We start from the raw sequence: 18,723 nt of genomic DNA on the forward strand, positions 1-18,723 counted from the left end.
TTTAGCACGCCTTTTTGTTATTCATCAATTCTAATAACCTCGCCTTGAGGGAATTCCTCAGTTTCTAGTAAGTTACGAATAGCTTTCGCAACATATTCAGGTGATAATAGCTTTCCTTCTTCTTTTAATGCAATGAAGCGGTCTAAATTTGTGAAGTCTTCTTTAGCTGTTTCACGAATTTGTGCTTGCATATTTGTATCAACAACACCGGGGGCAAAAGCGACGATTTTTACTGGATATTCTTTTTCCCATTCTTCAGTTGCTACGCATTGTGTAAACATATTTACACCAGCTTTCGTCGTACAATAAGCGCCCCATCCGAAATAAGGATTTTTTCCTGCACCAGATGAAATATTTATAACGCGTTTATCTACTTTCCATTCTTTCGTATGTTTCATAAACGTAGATGTAAGAATCATAGGTGCAAGTAAATTAATGTGAACGTTCGTAATGAATTGTTCACTTTCTGCTTTTTCAATCGGCTTCATAGGTGCAACTGTACCTGCATTATTAATTAAATGAATAGAGGATACATTGTCTTCTTTAATGGATGAAATGATTTCTTTAAAGTTAGTTTCTAAGTTATGTACATCTTGAAGATCTAAGGAATGAAAAATGCAATTGCTGTTATATTGCTCTGCAAGTTTAGTAAGTTCTTTATTTTCTCTTCTAGAAATAGAGATGACAGTTGTACTTTCTTCTAACAACTGAGTGGCAATAGCCTCACCTAAACCTTGTGAAGTTCCTGTTATGATAACGTAGCGCATAGTTTTATAAACTCCTCTCGTATGTGCGGAATTTTGTTGGACAACGTACATTGCATAGTTTGTCTACATTTTATAGTATAGAGCACTTTTTACTATAAATGAAATGAGATGATTGTGTGCCTTTTATAAACCGTTTTACAACAACAGTACCTGGTGCCGTCACGTTCACTGGGAACACGTTAGGGCTTAGCCCTACATCACCTGCGCCAGGTAATATTTTTGGTACACTTGCTGTATTTACTACGGTAAATACAGCGCTGCAAGTACCAGGGTTCCCAGCAGGAACGACGGATGAATGGCAATTGAATTCTTCAAGTGCAATTTTAAATCTTCCGGCGGGGAGTAGTGTACTATATGCAGAGTTAGTTTGGGCTGGTACTTTTCGGACTGATACGGAAGATGTTTTACCATTTTTAAATGATGATATTACATTTACAACACCATCAGGGACGTTTGCTGTTACGCCAGATCCCGCTACCGCGCAGCAAGGTTCAGTAGGAAATCAGTTTTATTATGCTCGCTCTGCTAATGTAACCAATCTTGTTAGTGCAGGTGGGGCAGGCACATATACAACAGGTGCTGTGCCCGCTGCAAGAACTTCAGCTGATCCAACAATCAGTCGTTCAGCTGGCTGGACGCTTGAGGTTGTATATCAAAATGCAAGTTTACCTCTTCGGAATTTGTCAGTTTATGCAGGCCAAGAAATTATTGATGCTTCATCCCCGCCTGTTGATGCTACTATTTCAGGATTTGCTACTCCAGCTACAGGAGCTGTTACAGGAAGAGTACTCGTAACTGTTCAAGAGGGAGATTCCAACATTTCTGGAGATCAACTTCGCTTTGGACCAAACCCAAATGCTACAGTTGCATTATTCGGACCGAGAAATCCGGCAAATAATTTCTTTCAATCTCAAATTTGTAATGACTTTGGGGAATTAGATACAACCGGAACGTTTGGAGATTTGAATCAGCCATTAGGGATAGCTTTGGCTGTTCGAAGACAAGGATGGGATATTACAAACGTAGATGCTTCATCATCATTAGTAAATAATCAAACGTCAGCAACCGTTCGGTTCGTTACAAATGGTGATGGTTATGCAGCGGCTGGTTTTGGTGTTCAAATTGATGCGACGGGACCGATTATAAATCCTGTCAAATCTGTTGATAAAGCAGTTGCAGGTATAGGAGATATTCTCACTTATACGATTACAGTTCCGAATACAGGAACAGGAAGTGCGGACAACGTTTTATTACAAGATAGTATTCCGAACGGCACAGCATTTATAGCTGGTAGTGTAACGGTTGGTGGAGTAACACAACCAAGTGCGAATCCAGCTAGTGGAATTAATTTAGGAACGATACCAAATAATGCTCAAAGAATCGTTACATTCCAAGTAAGAATTACATCGTTTCCAAATCCAAACCCTATTTCAAATCGTGCAATGGTGTCTTACCAATTTCGTCCTTTCGTTGGTAGCCTTCCTATTGCAAGTACGTCTTCTTCAAATACAGTACAAACGACAGTGAATCAAGCAACTATAAGTATGCAAAAGTCTGTAGATCTACAGACGGCAACACTTAATGATGTATTAACGTACACGGTTAATGTAACGAATAATGGAAACATCACTGCAAACAATGTTATTTTTGTTGATAGTATCCCTGCTGGAACAACATTTGTCGCAAATAGCGTTACGGTAAACGGGGTAGCACGTCCAGGAGCGAATCCAGCAAGTAGTATTAATCTTGGAAGTATTAATGCATCGCAAACGACTGTAGTGCGCTTTCAAGTTCGAGTGACATCAAACCCTCTTGTCAATCCAATTCCAAACCGTGCGAGTGTAACATTTAACTTTACTCCAGTACCTGGTCAACCACCAGTTTCAGGGCAAGCGACAAGCAATACTGTAGTTACGACAATTAATATAGCTGATATAACAACGAGAAAAACAGTGGATAAAGCTTTTGCAACGGTTAACGACGTTCTTACGTACACGGTAACAATTCAAAATACAGGAAATGTACTTGCGACGAATGTTATTTTTCAAGATCCAATCCCAACTGGAACGACTTTTATCACAAATAGTGTAACTGTAGATGGAATTTCGCAACCTGGGGCAAATCCGGCAACTGGCTTTACAGTTGCTAACATATCTCCAGGTGGGACTAGGACAGTTACATTTCAAGTACGAGTAACTTCTACGCCATCAGGAGGTACGATTCCGAATCGCGGAAATGTGTCTGCTAATTTCGTCGTTATTCCGAATCAGCCGCCAATAACGATTAATAGACAAACGAATACAGTTGTGACACAAGTTAATACAGGCAGTTTAAATGTAATAAAAGAAGTGAATACAACACAAGCAGCAGTAGGAGATACTTTAACATATACGATTGCCGTTCAAAATACAGGAAACGTTCCGCTAACAAATGTGTTATTTCAAGACACTATTTCTTCCGCTGTTTCCTTCGTTGCAAATTCTGTAACAATTAATGGAGTACAGCAAAGTGGACTAAATCCGAATACAGGATTCTCTCTTCCAAATATTCCTGCGGCTCAAACGGTTGTAGTCACATTTGACGTAGTAATTGTACAGAATCCAGAAAATGAAGATATTTTAAATCAAGCAAATGTAACAGCAAGCTTTCAAGTGAATCCGAATGAACCACCAGTAACAATCAATGTACCGAGTAATGTTGTGAATACGACAGTACAATCAGGGAACTTTGAAGTTGTGAAAGCAGTGAATACGAATGTGGCAACGGTAGGAGATGTTTTAGTATATACAATCGAAGTTATAAATGCAGGTAGTGTACCAGCTACAAGTGTATTTTTCCAAGATTCAATTCCGCCAGGGACATTATTTATTGAAAATAGTGTATTGGTTAATGGTGTTTTACAAGAGGGGGCAGATCCAGGACTAGGATTCCCATTAAATGATTTACCTACTGGCGCGAGTGTAATTATTTCATTTGAAGTATTAATTGATGAAATTCCGCCAGGGAATAATGTTGTAAATAACGCGAATGTAACTGGAGATTTTCTTGTAAATCCAACAGAGCCACCAATTACTGTGACGGTTCCAAGTAATACTGTTATGACAGTTGTGAATTCCTCAGGACTAAATGTAATGAAGAGTGTAAGCGCTACTGAAGCAGGTGTAGGAGATACACTAACATATACAGTTGCTATACAAAATAGTGGAACGGTAGTAGCGACAAATGTATCATTCCTTGATCCGATTCCAGTTGGAACCACTTTTGTAGCGAATAGTGTAACAATAAACGGGACACCTCAACCAGGTTTAAACCCGACAACTGGATTTCCACTTGCTAATATTCCAGTAGGAGGTATAGTAACAGTTACTTTCCAAGTGGCAATCACGAGTGTACCACCAAATAGAGTTCTTCCGAATAATGCGAATGTAACTGCTGATTTCCAAGTAAGTCCTCTCCAGCCACCAATTACAATTGTAACGATTAGTAATATTGTTGTGACGCGGGTGAATGTAGGATCAATTAATGTAATAAAAAGTGTAAATACACCACAAGCAGGTGTAGGAGATACGTTAACGTATACGATTCTTATTCAAAATACAGGAACTGTCCCCGCAACGAATATTATTTTTCAAGATCCAATCCCATCTGGAGCTACATTTGTAGCGAATAGTGTAACGATTAATGGAGTCGTTCAGCAAGGTGCGAATCCTATAGTGGGTTTTCCTGTTACAAATATTCCAGTTGGGCAAACTGCTACAATTACGTTCCAAGTGACAGTGACAAGCGTTCCGAGTGGTGGAAATATAAGAAATCAATCGAATGTTACTGCAAGTTTCCTTATAAATCCGGCAGGACCTCCTATAACGACTACTACAAATAGTAATTTTGTAGTAACACAAGTAAATACAGCGAGACTAACTATACAAAAATCTTCATCTGTACAACAAGCAGCACTTGGAGAGACTTACACATATTCTGTTGTTATACGAAATACAGGTACAGTTGCAGCTACAAATATTTCTTTCATTGACACGATTGCTCCAGAAACAACATTTGTAGCAAATAGTGTAACGATAAATGGAACGCCTCAACCTGGATTTGATCCAAATATTGGTTTCCCGCTTCCTAATATTGCAGCTGGCACATCATTGACAGTAACATTCCAAGTGATAGTTGTTGCACCATCAACGCTTGGGGCAGTTCTAAACACAGCGTCTGCTACAGCTACTTTCTTATTGAATCCTTTACAACCACCTGTAACAACAACGAACTCAAGTAATACAACGGTAGTTACAATACCGTTACCTCCTCCTGGTGAAGTGACAGCAATAAAAACAGTAAATATTGCAACTGGGGCTGTTGGGGATGTATTAACGTATACAGTGCTAATAACGAATGTAGGAATTATCCCTGTTACAGATGTACTCTTCCAAGATGTCATTCCAGAAGGGACGACGTTTGTTGACAACAGTGTAACGATAGGTGGAGTGCAGCAACCTGGATTAAATCCAGAAATAGGCTTTACAGTTAGTCCGTTATTAAATGCTGGTGCGAGTATTTCTGTAACGTTCCAAGTGACCATTACGGAAATTCCTGATAATGAAGTCATATTAAATGATGCTGACGTTACATTTACTTCACAACCGAATCCGCAGGAGCCACCGATTACGCAAACGATATTAACGAATTTAGTCGTTACGACAATTAATATAGCTTCAATTTTTCCAGTAAAAATAGTAGATAAAGGGGCAGCGACGGTTGGGGAAATATTAACCTACGATGTACTAATTTTTAACTTTGGAACGGTACCGGCAACGAATGTCCAATTTCTTGATTCTAGTACGAGTGGTGTAGCGTTTGTTCCAGGAAGTGTGAGTATAAACGGAGTGCCAGAACCAGGATTAGATCCGTTCATAGGCTTTACAGTTCCAGATATACCTGTAGGTGATTTTGTACTTGTCACATACCAAGAGATGGTAACGAGCATACCTCAAGGTGGAACAGTTGTTAACTTTGTGGACGTTACGGCTACGTTTGCTGTAAGTGAAACAGAGCCTCCTATTACTGAAACGACGACAAGTAACACGACATTAACAGAAATAAATGAATCTGGTTGGAATGTTTTAAAATCAGTAAGTCAGCCGGTTGTTGCAGTAGGCGATACAATCACATATACAACAGTAGTTCAAAATACGGGAACAGTGATAGCGACGAATGTTCAATATAGTGATGTATTACCATCCTCTATAACATTCGTACCGAATAGTGTAACGATAAACGGTGTGTTACAGCCTGGATTAGATCCCAACACTGGCTTCTCACTTCCGGATATAACTCCAGGTGAAAGTGTAGAAGTCACATTCCAAGTAACAGTTGTTAGCGTTCCGTCAAACGGAACAATTGCCAATACGGCAAATGTTACCGGAAGCTTTATTTTAGTACCAGGAGAACCACCAGTTATAGTAAATCAGCCAAGTAATACAACACTCACAACTGTAAATAGAGGACGCTTTAATGTTATTAAACAAGTAAATAGAGCCGCTACTCTAGTTGGAGATGTATTGACGTATACAGTGCAAATAACGAATACAGGAACAGTAACAGCTAACAATGTTCAGTTTATTGATACGATTTCAACAGGTGCGTCATTTGTACCAAATAGTGTAACGATAAATGGAGCCCCGCAACCAAACTTAAATCCGATTACTGGATTTGGAGTTGGAGATATCCCAGTTGGTGAAACAGTTATAGTGACGTTTCAAGCGACAGTTACAAACATCCCCGTCATCAGGAACAATTACGAACGTTGCAAATATAACAGGAAGCTTTACTTTAGTGCCAGGAGAGCCACCGGTTGTAGTAACAGAGCCGAGTAATACGACGATAACTAGAGTGAATAGAGGACGATTCAGCGTTATAAAATCTGTAAATAAAGAAGCGACACGATTAGGAGATACGTTAACGTATAGTGTGCAAGTTACAAATACGGGAACGGTAACAGCGACGAACGTTCAGTTTAGCGATGTTCCATCACCTAGTTTAGAATTCGTTCCTGGAAGTGTACAAATAAATGGGATTCCGCAAGTAGGTTTAGATCCATTTGTAGGCTTTGCATTGCCTAATCTTGCAGTAGGGGATAGCGTATTAATTACATTTGAAGTAAATGTAATCGCAGTTCCGCCTTCTAATAGCATTATGAATACAGCAAGAGTAACGGGTGATTTTGAATTAATTCCAGGAGAACCTCCGTTTACAATTACGAATTCAAGTAATACGACAGTCACACCAGTAAATAGAGGCAGTTTAGATATGCAAAAAGAAGTAGATCATTCAATTGTTGGAGTAGGAGAAACAGTAAAGTATACGGTTCGAATATTAAATACTGGTACTGCTGATGCGATGAATATTCAATTTATCGATGTCCTATCTCCGGAAGCTGTTTTTGTACCAAATAGTGTAACTGTAAATGGAGTAGCTCGTCCGGGAGTAAATCCGCAGGTTGGATTTACGATTGTAGACATTCCAGTCGGTGAGACGGCGATTGTAACATATGAAGCTACGATTACGAGCTTTCCAGATGGTGGTACAGTAGTGAACGTTGCTGGGGCGTTAGCAGAATATATTTTAGTACCAGGGGAGCCGCCAGTTACAGTGATGGATACGAGCAATACAGTTATAGTGACGGTAAATACTGCAATCTTATTTGTTGCAAAAGGAGCAAACTTTGAAGTAGCGATGGTAGGAGATGTTGTCACTTATGGAATTGCCGTTATAAATGACAGTACAGTTCCTGTGACGAATATTGTTTTAACAGATATCATTGATCCGAATACTTTATTTATAAATGGCACGGTAACGGTAAATGATGTACCTCTTCCATTTGCTAATCCGAATACCGGTATTCCGTTAGGTGATTTTCAGCCAAATGACGCAGCAATTATTAATTTCCAAGTTGTAATAACAGGAGGACAAATAAATAATTTAGTTACAAATACTGCTATAGCAAATGGGCTCGCAACTGTAAATCCGAATGAGCCGCCAGTAGTAGTTGAAGGTGATAGCAATACAGTTGTTATCCCGTTTATTCCTCAAAATGTCTCAACGACAGTCGTAAAAACGGCAAATTTACAGGCAGCAACAATTGGCGATGTTATTACGTTTACGACAGTTATTACAAATACGGGGGATACAGCAATACAAAATATTCGTTTTCAAGATATGTTAGATAGTAGTGTTCAATTTGTCCTTGGAACTGTAACGATTGATAATACGCCAGTGCCAAATGTAAACCCAGTATCAGGTTTTATTATAGGAAATTTAAATCCAGGTGAAGCACGGACAGTTTCGTTCCAAGTAGTAGTGCAGAGCGCGCCAAATGGTTCAGGAAATTATATAAATCAAGCGAGTATTCGTTTCGAACATCAAGTAGGCACAGTATTGCCACCTGTTACACAAATGGTAGAAAGTAACATAGTTGTCATTCCATTTGTTCCAACGATAGAACAAATTTGTGAAACAAATCTTAATTGCTTAGGGAAAATTCCTTTTCAATGTTCTCCGTGTAATCATTTGCAAATAAATAAAAAATAAATACAGAAAGAGCATCCGGAAAAAAGGATGCTCTTTCTGTATTTATCATGTAGATTCTTTTTCGGGTGAGGTGAAAAATTCGTCGATTTTGTCGGAGAGTAGTAATGGAATGGCTTCTTTTATAACAGAAATGTCCCAGTCCCACCATGCGAGATTCTCTAGTTTGTCAATCGTTTCTTGGGGGAAACGATATCGAACAAATTTTGCAGGATTACCAGCTACAATTGCATACGGGGGTACATCTTTTGTAACAATGCTCCTGGCGCCGATAATGGCCCCGTTACCAATTGTAACACCAGATAAAATGCAGGATTGATAACCAATCCATACATCATTGCCGACTACGATATCACCTTTTGAAGAAGGGTGACCAGTAATATGTGCTCCTTCATCAAAAAGTGCATTAAATGGATAAGTTGTTATCCAGTCTGCGCGATGTTCACCGCCAAGTATGAAAACGATTTCTTCTGCTAATGAACAAAACTTACCTATTTTTAATTTTGTTTCATCGTTCCAAGAAAAAATGGTTGGCCCTACTTTACTATAAGTATAATCACCAATATCATATTTATTATATTCAGGTTTTTGATTTAAATATAACATGCTTCTTCAGCCTCCTTTCTCAATTAAGTGATACGTATGGAATATTATATGCAAGATGTAGTAATGTGAACTGTATTAATAGGTGAAATGAACAAAAGGGAGTGGGATGTATGCGATACGAAATGGGTTTATATAATAAACCGTTTCAGTCAATTCAATCAGGAAAAAAAGTATATGAAGTACGCCTATACGATGAAAAACGTCAACTAATAAACAAAGGCGATGAAATCGTATTTACGAATCTTACGACAAAAGAAATGATGACGGTAAAAGTAACGGAAATAAAGCGATACGAGAGCTTTAAAGCCATGTATGAACAAATCGATAAAAAATTATTGGATTGTGAAAATGATAGTTTAGAGGAAATGTTAGAAAGTACATACAAAATATATACGAAAGAACAAGAAAAAGAGTGGGGAACAGTTGCGATTTGTATTGAGGTAATAAAATGATAAGAAATCGCGGAGCGGCTATCATTGTACAGGAAGGAAAAATCGCTCTTATAAAACGTATTCGAGAAGAGGAAACATATTATGTGTTTCCGGGCGGAGGGATTGAGGAAGGTGAAACGCCTGAAGAGGCAACGAAAAGAGAGGTATACGAAGAATTAGGGGTACATATAAAAGTGGAGCACCTTATTGCACAGGTAAAATATAAAGGGAATGAATATTATTATGCTGCCTATATTACAGGCGGAGTGTTCGGAAGTGGAACAGCTGAGGAATTTCAGTGGGAAGGTAGAGGAAGTTATATTCCGTTATGGCTACCGATAAATGAGTTGGAAAAAGTGAATATAAAACCTTATGAAGTGGTCGGAAATATATTTAATCATTATAAAATATAACGTCTGACAACATACAAAAAAAACCATTGACATAGGCTTCTGATTTAAGTATTGTATTCGAGTATGTTTATAATCAGGAGGTTTATATGAGCAATCAAACTACTACACATCATGTGAAAATGACAACAGCAGATCCATCTGGAATTGGTCTATTTGGATTAGCGATGGTAACACTTGTAGCATCATCTCAAAAGTTAGGCTTAACAGATGGCGTTTCACTTGTATTACCGTGGGCAATCTTTTTAGGAGGATTTGCACAAATCTTTGCTTGCATTCATGATGCAAAGCATAACAATACATTCGGTACAACAGCATTCGGTGCGTACGGTCTATTTTGGCTAGGTGTTGGAATGACTTGGTTAATTCAACTTGGAGTATTTGGCGAAAAATTAGCACAAGCTGCAGATTCAAAACAGCTTGGTGTAGCCTTTATCGGATATTTGATTTTCACAATCTTTATGACAATTGGTGCAATGGAAACACATAAAGTATTATTTATGATTTTCGTCCTTATTGATTTCTTATTTATCGGTCTTTCATTAAGTACTTTAGGTGTTATGCCGCATGCAATGCATAATTTAGCAGCATATTCTGAACTTCTTATTTCATTATTATCTTTCTATGGTTCAGCAGCAGCAGTGTTAAACACACACTTCGGAAAAGTTGTTTTACCAGTTGGAAAGCCGTTTGGTATTTTTAAAAAGTAATAAAAAAGCACAGATGATTGTATAGTCATCTGTGCTTTTTTATTTATTGAAAGCTATAGCAGTCGTCCTTGTTAATTCAGAAATTTTTTGAGAGCTCGCAGAATTACCGTCTATTGTTACATGAACTTGTTGCTTAGGGTTCGCTGTAACTACCCATGCGTTTGGTAAATAGCGTGATTTATGAGATAAGGTGGAAGGGATATTTAAAATATCTCCCATTGCATATAATGTTGCTGATGATCCACCGTCCATTGCCATCGCATTGACAGCACCTTTTTCATAAAGAATATCTTGACAATCTCTCAAGGAAGCACCAATGCTATGAGGTTGTCTACCATCAATGACGAAAAACATAATCGATCCATCTTTTTTCTGAGCCATAATGCTTCGAGGGCCATATCCCCAACCACCATCATTTGTAATCATTTTTTCTCCATTTACAATTAGCTGAGGCATAAATCCAGCAGCGGAAACAACATTTTTATTTAACAATTGGTTAGCAGAAAACTCTCCAGAAACCATTTGTCCATATTTTGTAATACCACTAGTGAGGGTAGGGGTATTAATATCTTTCGGCGTGTTTATAACTTTACCGTTTTCAATAACAATACCGATTCCGGTTTTACCACCACCATGCCCGGTTTCATCCCAAAAACCACTGGCATTGACAGCGGCAACTGCATGGTTTCGCTTTGCCATTACGTATATTTTTTCTCCGACGTCTTTACCTTCTGAACCTTGCTGGGTAACAAGTTTTACGTTGAATGGATTACTAATTGTCATTAATTTCCCTTCGAAAAAATGATCATTATATTTTTTCTTTATTGTTTCAATAGAAACATCTAGTGGTAAATCTTTTCGTCTTTCTAACTCTTTTTTTGAAAGTTTAGAAGTTAAAAATTCACTATTTTTCCATTTTGGATTTGTGATGGATTGAGAAATATCATTTAATTCTTCATCAGACAATAACGTGAATTTTGCATATTGTGGATGCTGAGAAGTTAAAATACTCTCGGCTGCGATAACACGTAAATTATGACCGTATGAAGTACCGAATAAAATAATAGCAGCTCCTATTAGTAAGAATATTGTTAAAAGGGAGGTTGCTTTTAAAAATCTAATAAAATACTTTCTCATCATAAGGACTCCTCTTTCTGTAAAGTGAACAATTGATTAGAGATTGAGCATGATACAAAAACATTTTTTATTTGAAATAAGTAATGTGAAATGATGATAATACAATAATGTTTGAAGATAGATTTGGCAATAGTTGAATATGAATGTAGATATTTAAAATGAAATATAAATAGTCAGATGTGAAATGTAAATAAAAGTAGAAAAAAATCAATTGAAATTGATTCTCATTATTAATATAATGAGAATGAGAATCATTTATTGTTAGAGGGGGATGCCAAAGTGGCAAAAATTTTAATAGCTTATGCAAGTATGTCAGGAAATACAGAGAGTATTGCTGATTTAATTAAAGTTAGTTTAGATGCTTTTGATCATGAAGTAGTATTGCAAGAAATGGAAGGCATGGATGCTGAAGAATTATTAGCTTATGATGGAATCATTTTAGGATCTTATACGTGGGGCGATGGTGAATTACCATTTGAAGCGGAAGATTTTCATGATGACTTAGAAAATATAGATTTAGCTGGGAAAAAGGTAGCGGTGTTCGGATCGGGTGATACAGCGTATGAACTGTTTTGTGAAGCGGTAACGATATTTGAAGAACGTCTTGTAGAGCGCGGTGCAGAGCTTGTACAAGAAGGGCTAAAAATTGAATTAGCTCCAGAAGATGAAGAGGATGTTGAAAAATGCAGTAATTTTGCAATTGTATTTGCTGAGAAGTTCTAAGAATGGGAGTGTCAACGTGGAGACAATGTTAAGTGTAACTGCTATTACAAAGTTAAGAGATGGAAAACTGTTGTTAGCTACTACATATAATGGCTTATTTGTTGAACAAGACGGAGAATGGAAACGAATTTTAAATGGTTTTCAAAAACGAATTAGGGATTTACATAGCGAAGATAATGTAGTTTATGGTGTAGGTGACGAAGGGATTTTTATTCGTAGTATGAATGGTGGAGAGAACTGGACAATTCAGCGTTTTCCAACAAAAGCAACGAGTTGGAATGTATGTAGCAATGTACAAGGAAATGTTGTTGCTCATGGAGAAAAAACGCTGTATCTTTCTAATAATTTCGGTTCGACATGGGAAACTATTCATCCGTTTCTTGAGTATGGCAGTGCGGCACCGTCTATTCGATCGTTATTTTTATATAAACATTACTTATTTATTGGTACGAAAATACATGCTAAATATGGTGGTGTTTGGCTCTTTGATTTGAAGACACGTAAATTAAAGAGGATTAAAATTGCGATGAATCAAATGATCTCCGCGTTGACTTTACACAATTCTTATTTAGTAGCGGCAAGTGGATCGTGCAAGGGAGTTAGCGGGAATATTTCTTATTGTAAAATAGATGAAAGTATTGCAAGTGAAAAAATATATTGGCACACATGTCAAAGTGAGCAGAAAGCAAGTAGTTATTTAGACTTAAGTGTAGATCAACATGTTTTATATACAACTTCAACGCAAAATAAGGCGGGTATTAGTGGTGTGTGCCGTGTGCTTCTTGAAGAAGGTATTGTTACAGTATGTGATTCAGTTAAAGGGCACGGATGGCGCATTGTTAATCAAAAAGAGGGTTATGTAGTAGCCGGATCAGGTGAATTAAAAGCAATGCAGTGGGAACAAAAAATAATTTAAGAAAAAACTTTACTTTTATTATATTGATATGATATAGTATGTTTAAACCATTTTACTTTTAATAATATAGAGATTTAAATGAGCTGTAACTTCCGAGGAGGATAGCAATGTTAAATCTCCTCAGGGGTTGCAGTTTTTTAATATCTGGCTTATTATTGTAAGGTGGTTGAAAATGAATATGTACATATAGGTACATTGTAGGAGGATTTTTTTCATGCAAAACGGTAAAGTAAAATGGTTTAACTCAGAAAAAGGTTTCGGTTTCATCGAAGTTGAAGGCGGAGAAGACGTATTCGTTCATTTCTCAGCTATCCAAGGCGAAGGCTTCAAAACTTTAGAAGAAGGTCAAGAAGTTACTTTCGAAGTAGAACAAGGTAACCGTGGACCTCAAGCTACTAACGTAAACAAGAAGTAATTTTTGAAAAAAGAAGGGCTCGCCCTTCTTTTTTTTTGCACTTTTATAGATGTCCTCCTACTTACATATCATAACAAGACTGAATTTTCATTTATTTATTCGGAGTATTTTTGTATAAAGTACATGAATAAATAAATACTGAAAATAAAGTGTTTGTGTGAAAAGCAATTTAGAAAGAGGTAAATAAATTGAAAAACGCTACACATTTCATTGTGTTTGATATTGAAAGGAATTTCAGACCGTATAAATCAGAAGATCCATCAGAAATAGTTGATATCGGAGCTGTAAAAATAGAAATAGGTACAATGAAGATAATTGAAGAATTTTCGGAGTTAGTAAAACCAAGTGCACGATTAACTCGTCATACAACAAAATTAACCGGTATTACGAAAAAAGATTTAATGGGTGTAGAAAAATTCCCTCAAATTATAGAGAAATTTATTCAGTTCATCGGCGAAGGTTCTATATTTGTTTCATGGGGAAAAGAAGATTATCGCTTTCTATCTCATGATTGTACATTATATGGTGTTGAATGCCCAAGTATAGAAAAAGAAAATAGAATTGATTTGCAAAAATTTGTTTTCCAAGCATATGAGGAATTGTTTGAACATACGCCAAGTTTACAATTTGCGGTAGAACAGCTCGCTTTAACGTGGGAAGGAAAACAGCACCGTGCTTTAGCAGATGCTGAAAATACAGCAAATATACTTCTTAAAGTGTATAGCGAGAGAGATATTAATAAGCGATACAAAAGACATGGTGAACTTGAACTTGTAAAAAACGGAAAAATAACAGAAAAAGCGAAAAAAAAGATGCGAAAATGGGTGTTTAAAGAACTAAAGAAAAATACAGAACGCCCTTTTGAATGGAGTACATTTGAAAGTGGTGACACGTGGGAAAGTATAACGGAAAGATATTATATAAGTGAAAATACAGTAGAACTCCTGAAAAAACATTTTCGTACAGCAGTGAGAAAAGCGGAACGACAGATTAGGTATTTGGCTGAGATGGAGGAGAATACAGAGGTTAAATGAATTGCTCCTCCATCTCTAACTACATACATGTAATAACAGCGTATTGATATTAAATAGGCATCAACTTGTTGTTGTGATTGTACATTATAATTGCTTTGGGAGTGTTAAGACGTAATAAGAGTTTTAAACTGTATTAATAAAATAAAAATATATATAAAGAAAAGAGTGTAGTTTAATGGAAACAATCTTTAACATTTTAACTGTTTTAGTTTTTGGGATAATATTTACCACACAATTAGCATTAACTACACTTTCTTTCATAGTAAAGAAGAATTGGAAAAAACTTAATATCTCTTTAAGTTGTGGTGTATTAAAGTTTAAAATAGAAGAGTAAGATTGAGTTTTGTACAAGGGAGGTATGATAGTGGTAGACTTGGATATTAAAGATGTCACAGTAAAGATGGAATTAAACGGTGTCTTTTGGAATGAGGATCGGATTGCTGAAATGAAGGTGACTACAAAAGAAGAGCATTCCGTTATTCTTCGTCTAGTAGTTGATTTAGAAAGTAAAACTATTAGGGCGACGAGTGCGGAAATAGTGAATGGATTCTGCCCTCTGTGCAAACAGAAAAGGGACGAATGTAGTGAACTTAATGACTTGCAAAACAAAATGGAAATTTTAGAAGAAGCCTACGATTGGGTGAGAGAACATCCGGAATATCGTTTTCAATTATCTTTTTACGAGTACAATAAATTTGAGGTAGTAAAGTGAAATTTGCATTTTAACAACTTATAGAAGGACTTGGTCAACTAGAAATATTGAAGTAGATATTTCTAATGGAAATAAGCCTGTATAACAAGGAAGGGATATATTTGATTCTGCAACAAATGTCATCTTGCATCAAAAAAATTTAAAAATAAACATGTTTTATTATAAAGCAGAAAAATCGATTCTTAGTAGAATCGGTTTTTAATATAAATAAAAGAGCGCTTATTAAAAGCGCCCAGTAACAACAGTTATATGGAAGTATTTATCCCGTAAAAGCCCGATTGGTGAGGGCTAATAATTAGTGGGGGATGAACAAAACCCCACAGATTAAAGTTTCACTTTATTCAATACCGCTCGGATCAAACGAATACTGCTGCTTATTCTCAATCCGCTCAATCACATCTTGCAGCTCATCTGGCTTCAGAAACTCAATAGGAGAGAAGCCTTTTTCAAATGTAAGTGTGTCTGCTTCAATCATAAGTACATATCGATCATTTACCTTCGCAATATGTATTTGATCCCCAAAATCCGCAAGCAACGCCTTCACAGAGATATGATCGGCTTTTAGTTTTAATTCCACTTCAGGAGCATGCTCGACGATTTGAGCGGTTGCTTCCATTACTTCTTCAGTTGAAAATTGTTCCATAATTTCGCGTTTCGGACTGGCAGCCCATACTTCCATCGCTTGGTCGAATTGTTCGCGTTCTTCCGTACCTTCTTCAAATACATCTTCAATTTGGTCGTATACCATGTCCATTACTTGTGTTTTCATAATTTCAGGCATAGAGCGTTCATATTCGACGAATTTTAAGAAGTCTTCAAAGTAGCGGGCATGTGATGCTTGATGTATTTTTAGTTCGCCTACTTCAACCATTCCTTCTTCAGGCATGTACGGATATTGGATAGATTTCATATTCTTTGTTGTGATGGCCATTTCAACGTTACGAATCAGTGTTGATTCATCAGAAATAGAAGCAACCTTTGGTTCAAAGTCGCATTTCATTACGAATACGAATGGATCATCAAAGTATTTGCGTAGTTTTGCCTGAGCAATTAAAAATACACCACCACGTACAGCGCTTGTGTCAAGATATGTATAAACGAGAGGTTCGCTCATATCTTTAAAGTTTTCTTTTGTTTCTGCAAAGCGAATACGATTAAAAAGGTTGTAATGAGGGTTTGAATCAAGTTCGTGCCCTTCTTCTACAATAAAGCGACCAATTTTTGTTGGGGCTTGTTCTGTTTTTGCATGACGTTCTACTTTTCGCTTCGATATTTTTAATAACTCACCATTCAAAAATTCTTTTAAGGAACTATCTTCATATTCTTCAGCGTCTAAAGTTTGAAAATGTTTGTAGCGTTTATCAACTGCTTCACCTTTTCCTTCTACTTGTACAACATAAAAGGAAAGATAATTTATTTCAAAATCCATATTTATCACCTTGTTTCATTTCATTAACTCTTATCAGTATAGAGATGGAAAAAACTTTCGTCAATTTATATAAGGAAGGGGAAGCCCCTTCCTTTATATAATCTTTATTTTCTCGATTAAAATCCGTCTTCTAATGCTGCGAATGGAATGTTTAGTCTGTTTTCTACTGTGCGTAAACGTTGGTTTAAGCGGTTTAGTCTACGTGTATGGCGCTCAACTGTATTTTCTAGTTGACGAACTCTTTGTTCAAGCTCATTTACGCGTCTTTCTAATTGACGATTTCCAGTGCCAGGAAAAGAGATTGGAAGTTGGAATTGTCTATTTTGGTCATATGGATTCGTGTGCTCTGCTTGATCTATATAAGATTGATATTGTGTTTGTAAGTCATACTGTGGTTGTTGGTACGCATATTGATTATATGGATCATATGGATTGTAGGGATACATAATAACATCCTCCATTTCTTTAAAATAGGTTGAATTCACCATAATGTATGTGCAAAAGCGGAGCGGTGGCACGGCAAATACCTATTTATGTTGACGGGATTTCTCTTTATCCCGCTATTTGCTGGGCAATAAGACCCCCACTGGTTACAGTTTCACTTTATAAAAAATAGCTTGAGGGTTTTTGATTTGTATTTCTTTTGTGTAATGGTATATACTGGATAAAAGGGAGAGTTTACATAAAAGTTACAATTCTATCAAACTCAAACTTTTATGTAAATATGTATAGACATTTATAAAAGAAAAGAGTAATTTATATAGAGTGAAAAATAACTTGTAACATTTTATAAACATATTGTAAAATGATTGTAACAAAACATACATAAAAATGAAATAAATACATAATAGTGATGTTGGGGAAAGGGAGAGAGTATATTGTTCCGTAAAGTAAAGGGTATATTAGTTGGGGTGTTATGTGTAGCTATAATGAGTGGCTGTGGTGCAAAAGTAAGTGATGTTGCATTGGTAAGTGATATTGGTGGGCACACTGTAGAGGCTAAAGCAGAAGTACAGGATACTATTAGTTTAGTTGATGGTCGAACTGGTACTGAAGTGAAAAAATTAGATTTATCTAGTTTAGGCTATTTTGAAGATGAAGCGAAATTTAAAAAGTCTGTCACAAAGGTTGTTGGTGAGATTGGAAAAAGCGTCGACAAAAAAATGGTTCCTTCACGTATAGCACCTGATGGAAGTTGGCAAGAAGGAAAACCTTCTTATGAATTAATGGAAAAAGAATTAGTAGATAAATTGTTAAATGTTGGTATGTGGGATGCTACGTATCAGTTGCCGATCGTGGAGAAAAAACCAGTCGCAACATTAAGTGATGCGCAAGGAAATGGTGCGGTAATTGGTAGATATGAAACGAACTTAGGTGGTTCAACAGGTGGCCGTATTGAGAATATTCGTTTGTCAGCAGCGAGCATAAATGGAGTTGTGTTAGCAAAAGGAGACCGTTTCTCTTTTAATTCATTAATCGGTGATACAACACCAGATAAAGGATATCAATTAGGGAAAGAAATAGTTGATGGTAAATTAGTAGATGGATATGGCGGTGGTGTTTGTCAAACATCTTCAACTTTATACAATGCAGCAGATCAAGCTGGCCTGAAAATGGTGGAGAGAACTACACATTCTAAAACGGTAGGTTATGTTCCACAAGGAAGAGATGCTACAATTGCATATCCATATTTAGATTTAGTATTTGAAAATACGAATGATGCACCTGTGAAGCTTTATATGGGCATTCAGGGTGGAAAGCTAGTTGCTGAAGTACATAAAATGAGATAAGAGTTATAAAGCCACCTTTTCTGAAATTTAGAAAAGGTGGCTTTTTTATTATGAAA

Annotated in this window: 14 protein-coding genes and 1 pseudogene; 10 read left to right on the plus strand and 5 right to left on the minus strand. The window is 36.6% G+C overall.

The annotated features are described in order from the left end of the window. Positions 1 to 17: 17 nt before the first annotated feature. Complete coding sequence (locus tag QCI79_RS23075; RefSeq protein ID WP_001271048.1) at positions 18 to 767, minus strand: (S)-benzoin forming benzil reductase; 750 nt, start codon at positions 765 to 767, stop codon at positions 18 to 20. A gap of 116 nt (positions 768 to 883) precedes the next feature. Here QCI79_RS23075 and QCI79_RS23080 point away from each other — a divergent pair. Continuing rightward, positions 884 to 8,357, plus strand: a pseudogene (locus QCI79_RS23080) (DUF7507 domain-containing protein). 45 nt (positions 8,358 to 8,402) lie between these two features. Here the strand turns inward: QCI79_RS23080 and QCI79_RS23085 are convergent. Next, positions 8,403 to 8,960 (minus strand): CatB-related O-acetyltransferase, encoded by a 558-nt coding sequence (locus QCI79_RS23085; RefSeq protein WP_000966298.1) that lies wholly within the window; start codon positions 8,958 to 8,960, stop codon positions 8,403 to 8,405. Between the two features lie 110 nt (positions 8,961 to 9,070). On the opposite strand from QCI79_RS23085, the gene QCI79_RS23090 reads away from it, so the two are divergent. From QCI79_RS23090 to QCI79_RS23100, 3 genes are all read left to right on the plus strand, one after another. Continuing rightward, on the plus strand, positions 9,071 to 9,412 hold the full coding sequence (locus tag QCI79_RS23090) for an ASCH domain-containing protein (protein ID WP_001268347.1): 342 nt from the start codon (positions 9,071 to 9,073) through the stop codon (positions 9,410 to 9,412). Next, on the plus strand, positions 9,409 to 9,804 hold the full coding sequence (locus QCI79_RS23095) for an NUDIX hydrolase (protein ID WP_000620830.1): 396 nt from the start codon (positions 9,409 to 9,411) through the stop codon (positions 9,802 to 9,804). The genes QCI79_RS23090 and QCI79_RS23095 overlap by 4 nt, the downstream gene beginning before the upstream one ends. An 86-nt stretch (positions 9,805 to 9,890) precedes the next feature. Continuing rightward, positions 9,891 to 10,511 carry an acetate uptake transporter gene (locus QCI79_RS23100; RefSeq protein WP_000070938.1) on the plus strand — a complete coding sequence of 207 codons (621 nt, stop codon included), beginning with the start codon at positions 9,891 to 9,893 and terminating at the stop codon, positions 10,509 to 10,511. A gap of 39 nt (positions 10,512 to 10,550) precedes the next feature. Here the strand turns inward: QCI79_RS23100 and QCI79_RS23105 are convergent, their stop codons facing one another. Beyond that, positions 10,551 to 11,648, minus strand: a complete 1,098-nt coding sequence (locus tag QCI79_RS23105; RefSeq protein WP_001233794.1) for a phosphodiester glycosidase family protein — start codon at positions 11,646 to 11,648, stop codon at positions 10,551 to 10,553. Between the two features lie 279 nt (positions 11,649 to 11,927). Here QCI79_RS23105 and QCI79_RS23110 point away from each other — a divergent pair, with 279 nt between their 5' ends. The 5 genes from QCI79_RS23110 to QCI79_RS23130 all read left to right on the plus strand — a co-directional run bounded on the left by QCI79_RS23110 (position 11,928) and on the right by QCI79_RS23130 (position 15,448). Next, positions 11,928 to 12,371 carry a flavodoxin gene (locus QCI79_RS23110; protein ID WP_001062753.1) on the plus strand — a complete coding sequence of 148 codons (444 nt, stop codon included), beginning with the start codon at positions 11,928 to 11,930 and terminating at the stop codon, positions 12,369 to 12,371. A 16-nt stretch (positions 12,372 to 12,387) separates the two neighbouring features. Continuing rightward, a complete protein-coding gene (locus QCI79_RS23115) occupies positions 12,388 to 13,287 on the plus strand; it encodes a WD40/YVTN/BNR-like repeat-containing protein (RefSeq protein ID WP_000449525.1) in 900 nt (299 codons plus the stop codon). Positions 13,288 to 13,501: 214 nt separating this feature from the next. After that, complete coding sequence (gene cspB, locus QCI79_RS23120; RefSeq protein WP_001179150.1) at positions 13,502 to 13,702, plus strand: cold shock-like protein CspB; 201 nt, start codon at positions 13,502 to 13,504, stop codon at positions 13,700 to 13,702. A gap of 188 nt (positions 13,703 to 13,890) precedes the next feature. Then, the gene (locus tag QCI79_RS23125) at positions 13,891 to 14,736 is read left to right on the plus strand and encodes an exonuclease (RefSeq protein WP_000786416.1); all 846 of its coding nucleotides are present in this window, start codon (positions 13,891 to 13,893) and stop codon (positions 14,734 to 14,736) included. 364 nt (positions 14,737 to 15,100) lie between these two features. After that, a complete protein-coding gene (locus QCI79_RS23130) occupies positions 15,101 to 15,448 on the plus strand; it encodes a hypothetical protein (RefSeq protein ID WP_000227983.1) in 348 nt (115 codons plus the stop codon). Between the two features lie 337 nt (positions 15,449 to 15,785). Here QCI79_RS23130 and QCI79_RS23135 read toward each other — a convergent pair whose 3' ends face one another. Continuing rightward, on the minus strand, positions 15,786 to 16,877 hold the full coding sequence (locus QCI79_RS23135) for a DUF3900 domain-containing protein (RefSeq protein WP_000345046.1): 1,092 nt from the start codon (positions 16,875 to 16,877) through the stop codon (positions 15,786 to 15,788). A gap of 116 nt (positions 16,878 to 16,993) precedes the next feature. Next, entirely contained in the window at positions 16,994 to 17,323 is a 330-nt protein-coding gene (locus QCI79_RS23140) for a hypothetical protein (RefSeq protein ID WP_000283715.1), read from the minus strand. Between the two features lie 432 nt (positions 17,324 to 17,755). Here QCI79_RS23140 and QCI79_RS23145 point away from each other — a divergent pair, with 432 nt between their 5' ends. Then, complete coding sequence (locus QCI79_RS23145) at positions 17,756 to 18,667, plus strand: VanW family protein (RefSeq protein WP_000488972.1); 912 nt, start codon at positions 17,756 to 17,758, stop codon at positions 18,665 to 18,667. The last annotated feature ends 56 nt before the right edge of the window (positions 18,668 to 18,723 follow it).

Source organism: Bacillus cereus group sp. MG1 (assembly GCF_040460035.1).
Lineage (GTDB): Bacteria > Bacillota > Bacilli > Bacillales > Bacillaceae_G > Bacillus_A > Bacillus_A cereus.

What these genes read in the sequence shown, in the direction of transcription:
- QCI79_RS23105 (WP_001233794.1), bottom strand. Translation starts at nt 11,648, where the DNA reads ATGAGAAAGTATTTTATTAGATTTTTAAAAGCAACCTCCCTTTTAACA.
- QCI79_RS23075 (WP_001271048.1), bottom strand. Translation starts at nt 767, where the DNA reads ATGCGCTACGTTATCATAACAGGAACTTCACAAGGTTTAGGTGAGGCT.
- QCI79_RS23095 (WP_000620830.1), top strand. Translation starts at nt 9,409, where the DNA reads ATGATAAGAAATCGCGGAGCGGCTATCATTGTACAGGAAGGAAAAATC.
- cspB (WP_001179150.1), top strand. Translation starts at nt 13,502, where the DNA reads ATGCAAAACGGTAAAGTAAAATGGTTTAACTCAGAAAAAGGTTTCGGT.
- QCI79_RS23135 (WP_000345046.1), bottom strand. Translation starts at nt 16,877, where the DNA reads ATGGATTTTGAAATAAATTATCTTTCCTTTTATGTTGTACAAGTAGAA.
- QCI79_RS23100 (WP_000070938.1), top strand. Translation starts at nt 9,891, where the DNA reads ATGAGCAATCAAACTACTACACATCATGTGAAAATGACAACAGCAGAT.
- QCI79_RS23090 (WP_001268347.1), top strand. Translation starts at nt 9,071, where the DNA reads ATGCGATACGAAATGGGTTTATATAATAAACCGTTTCAGTCAATTCAA.
- QCI79_RS23085 (WP_000966298.1), bottom strand. Translation starts at nt 8,960, where the DNA reads ATGTTATATTTAAATCAAAAACCTGAATATAATAAATATGATATTGGT.
- QCI79_RS23140 (WP_000283715.1), bottom strand. Translation starts at nt 17,323, where the DNA reads ATGTATCCCTACAATCCATATGATCCATATAATCAATATGCGTACCAA.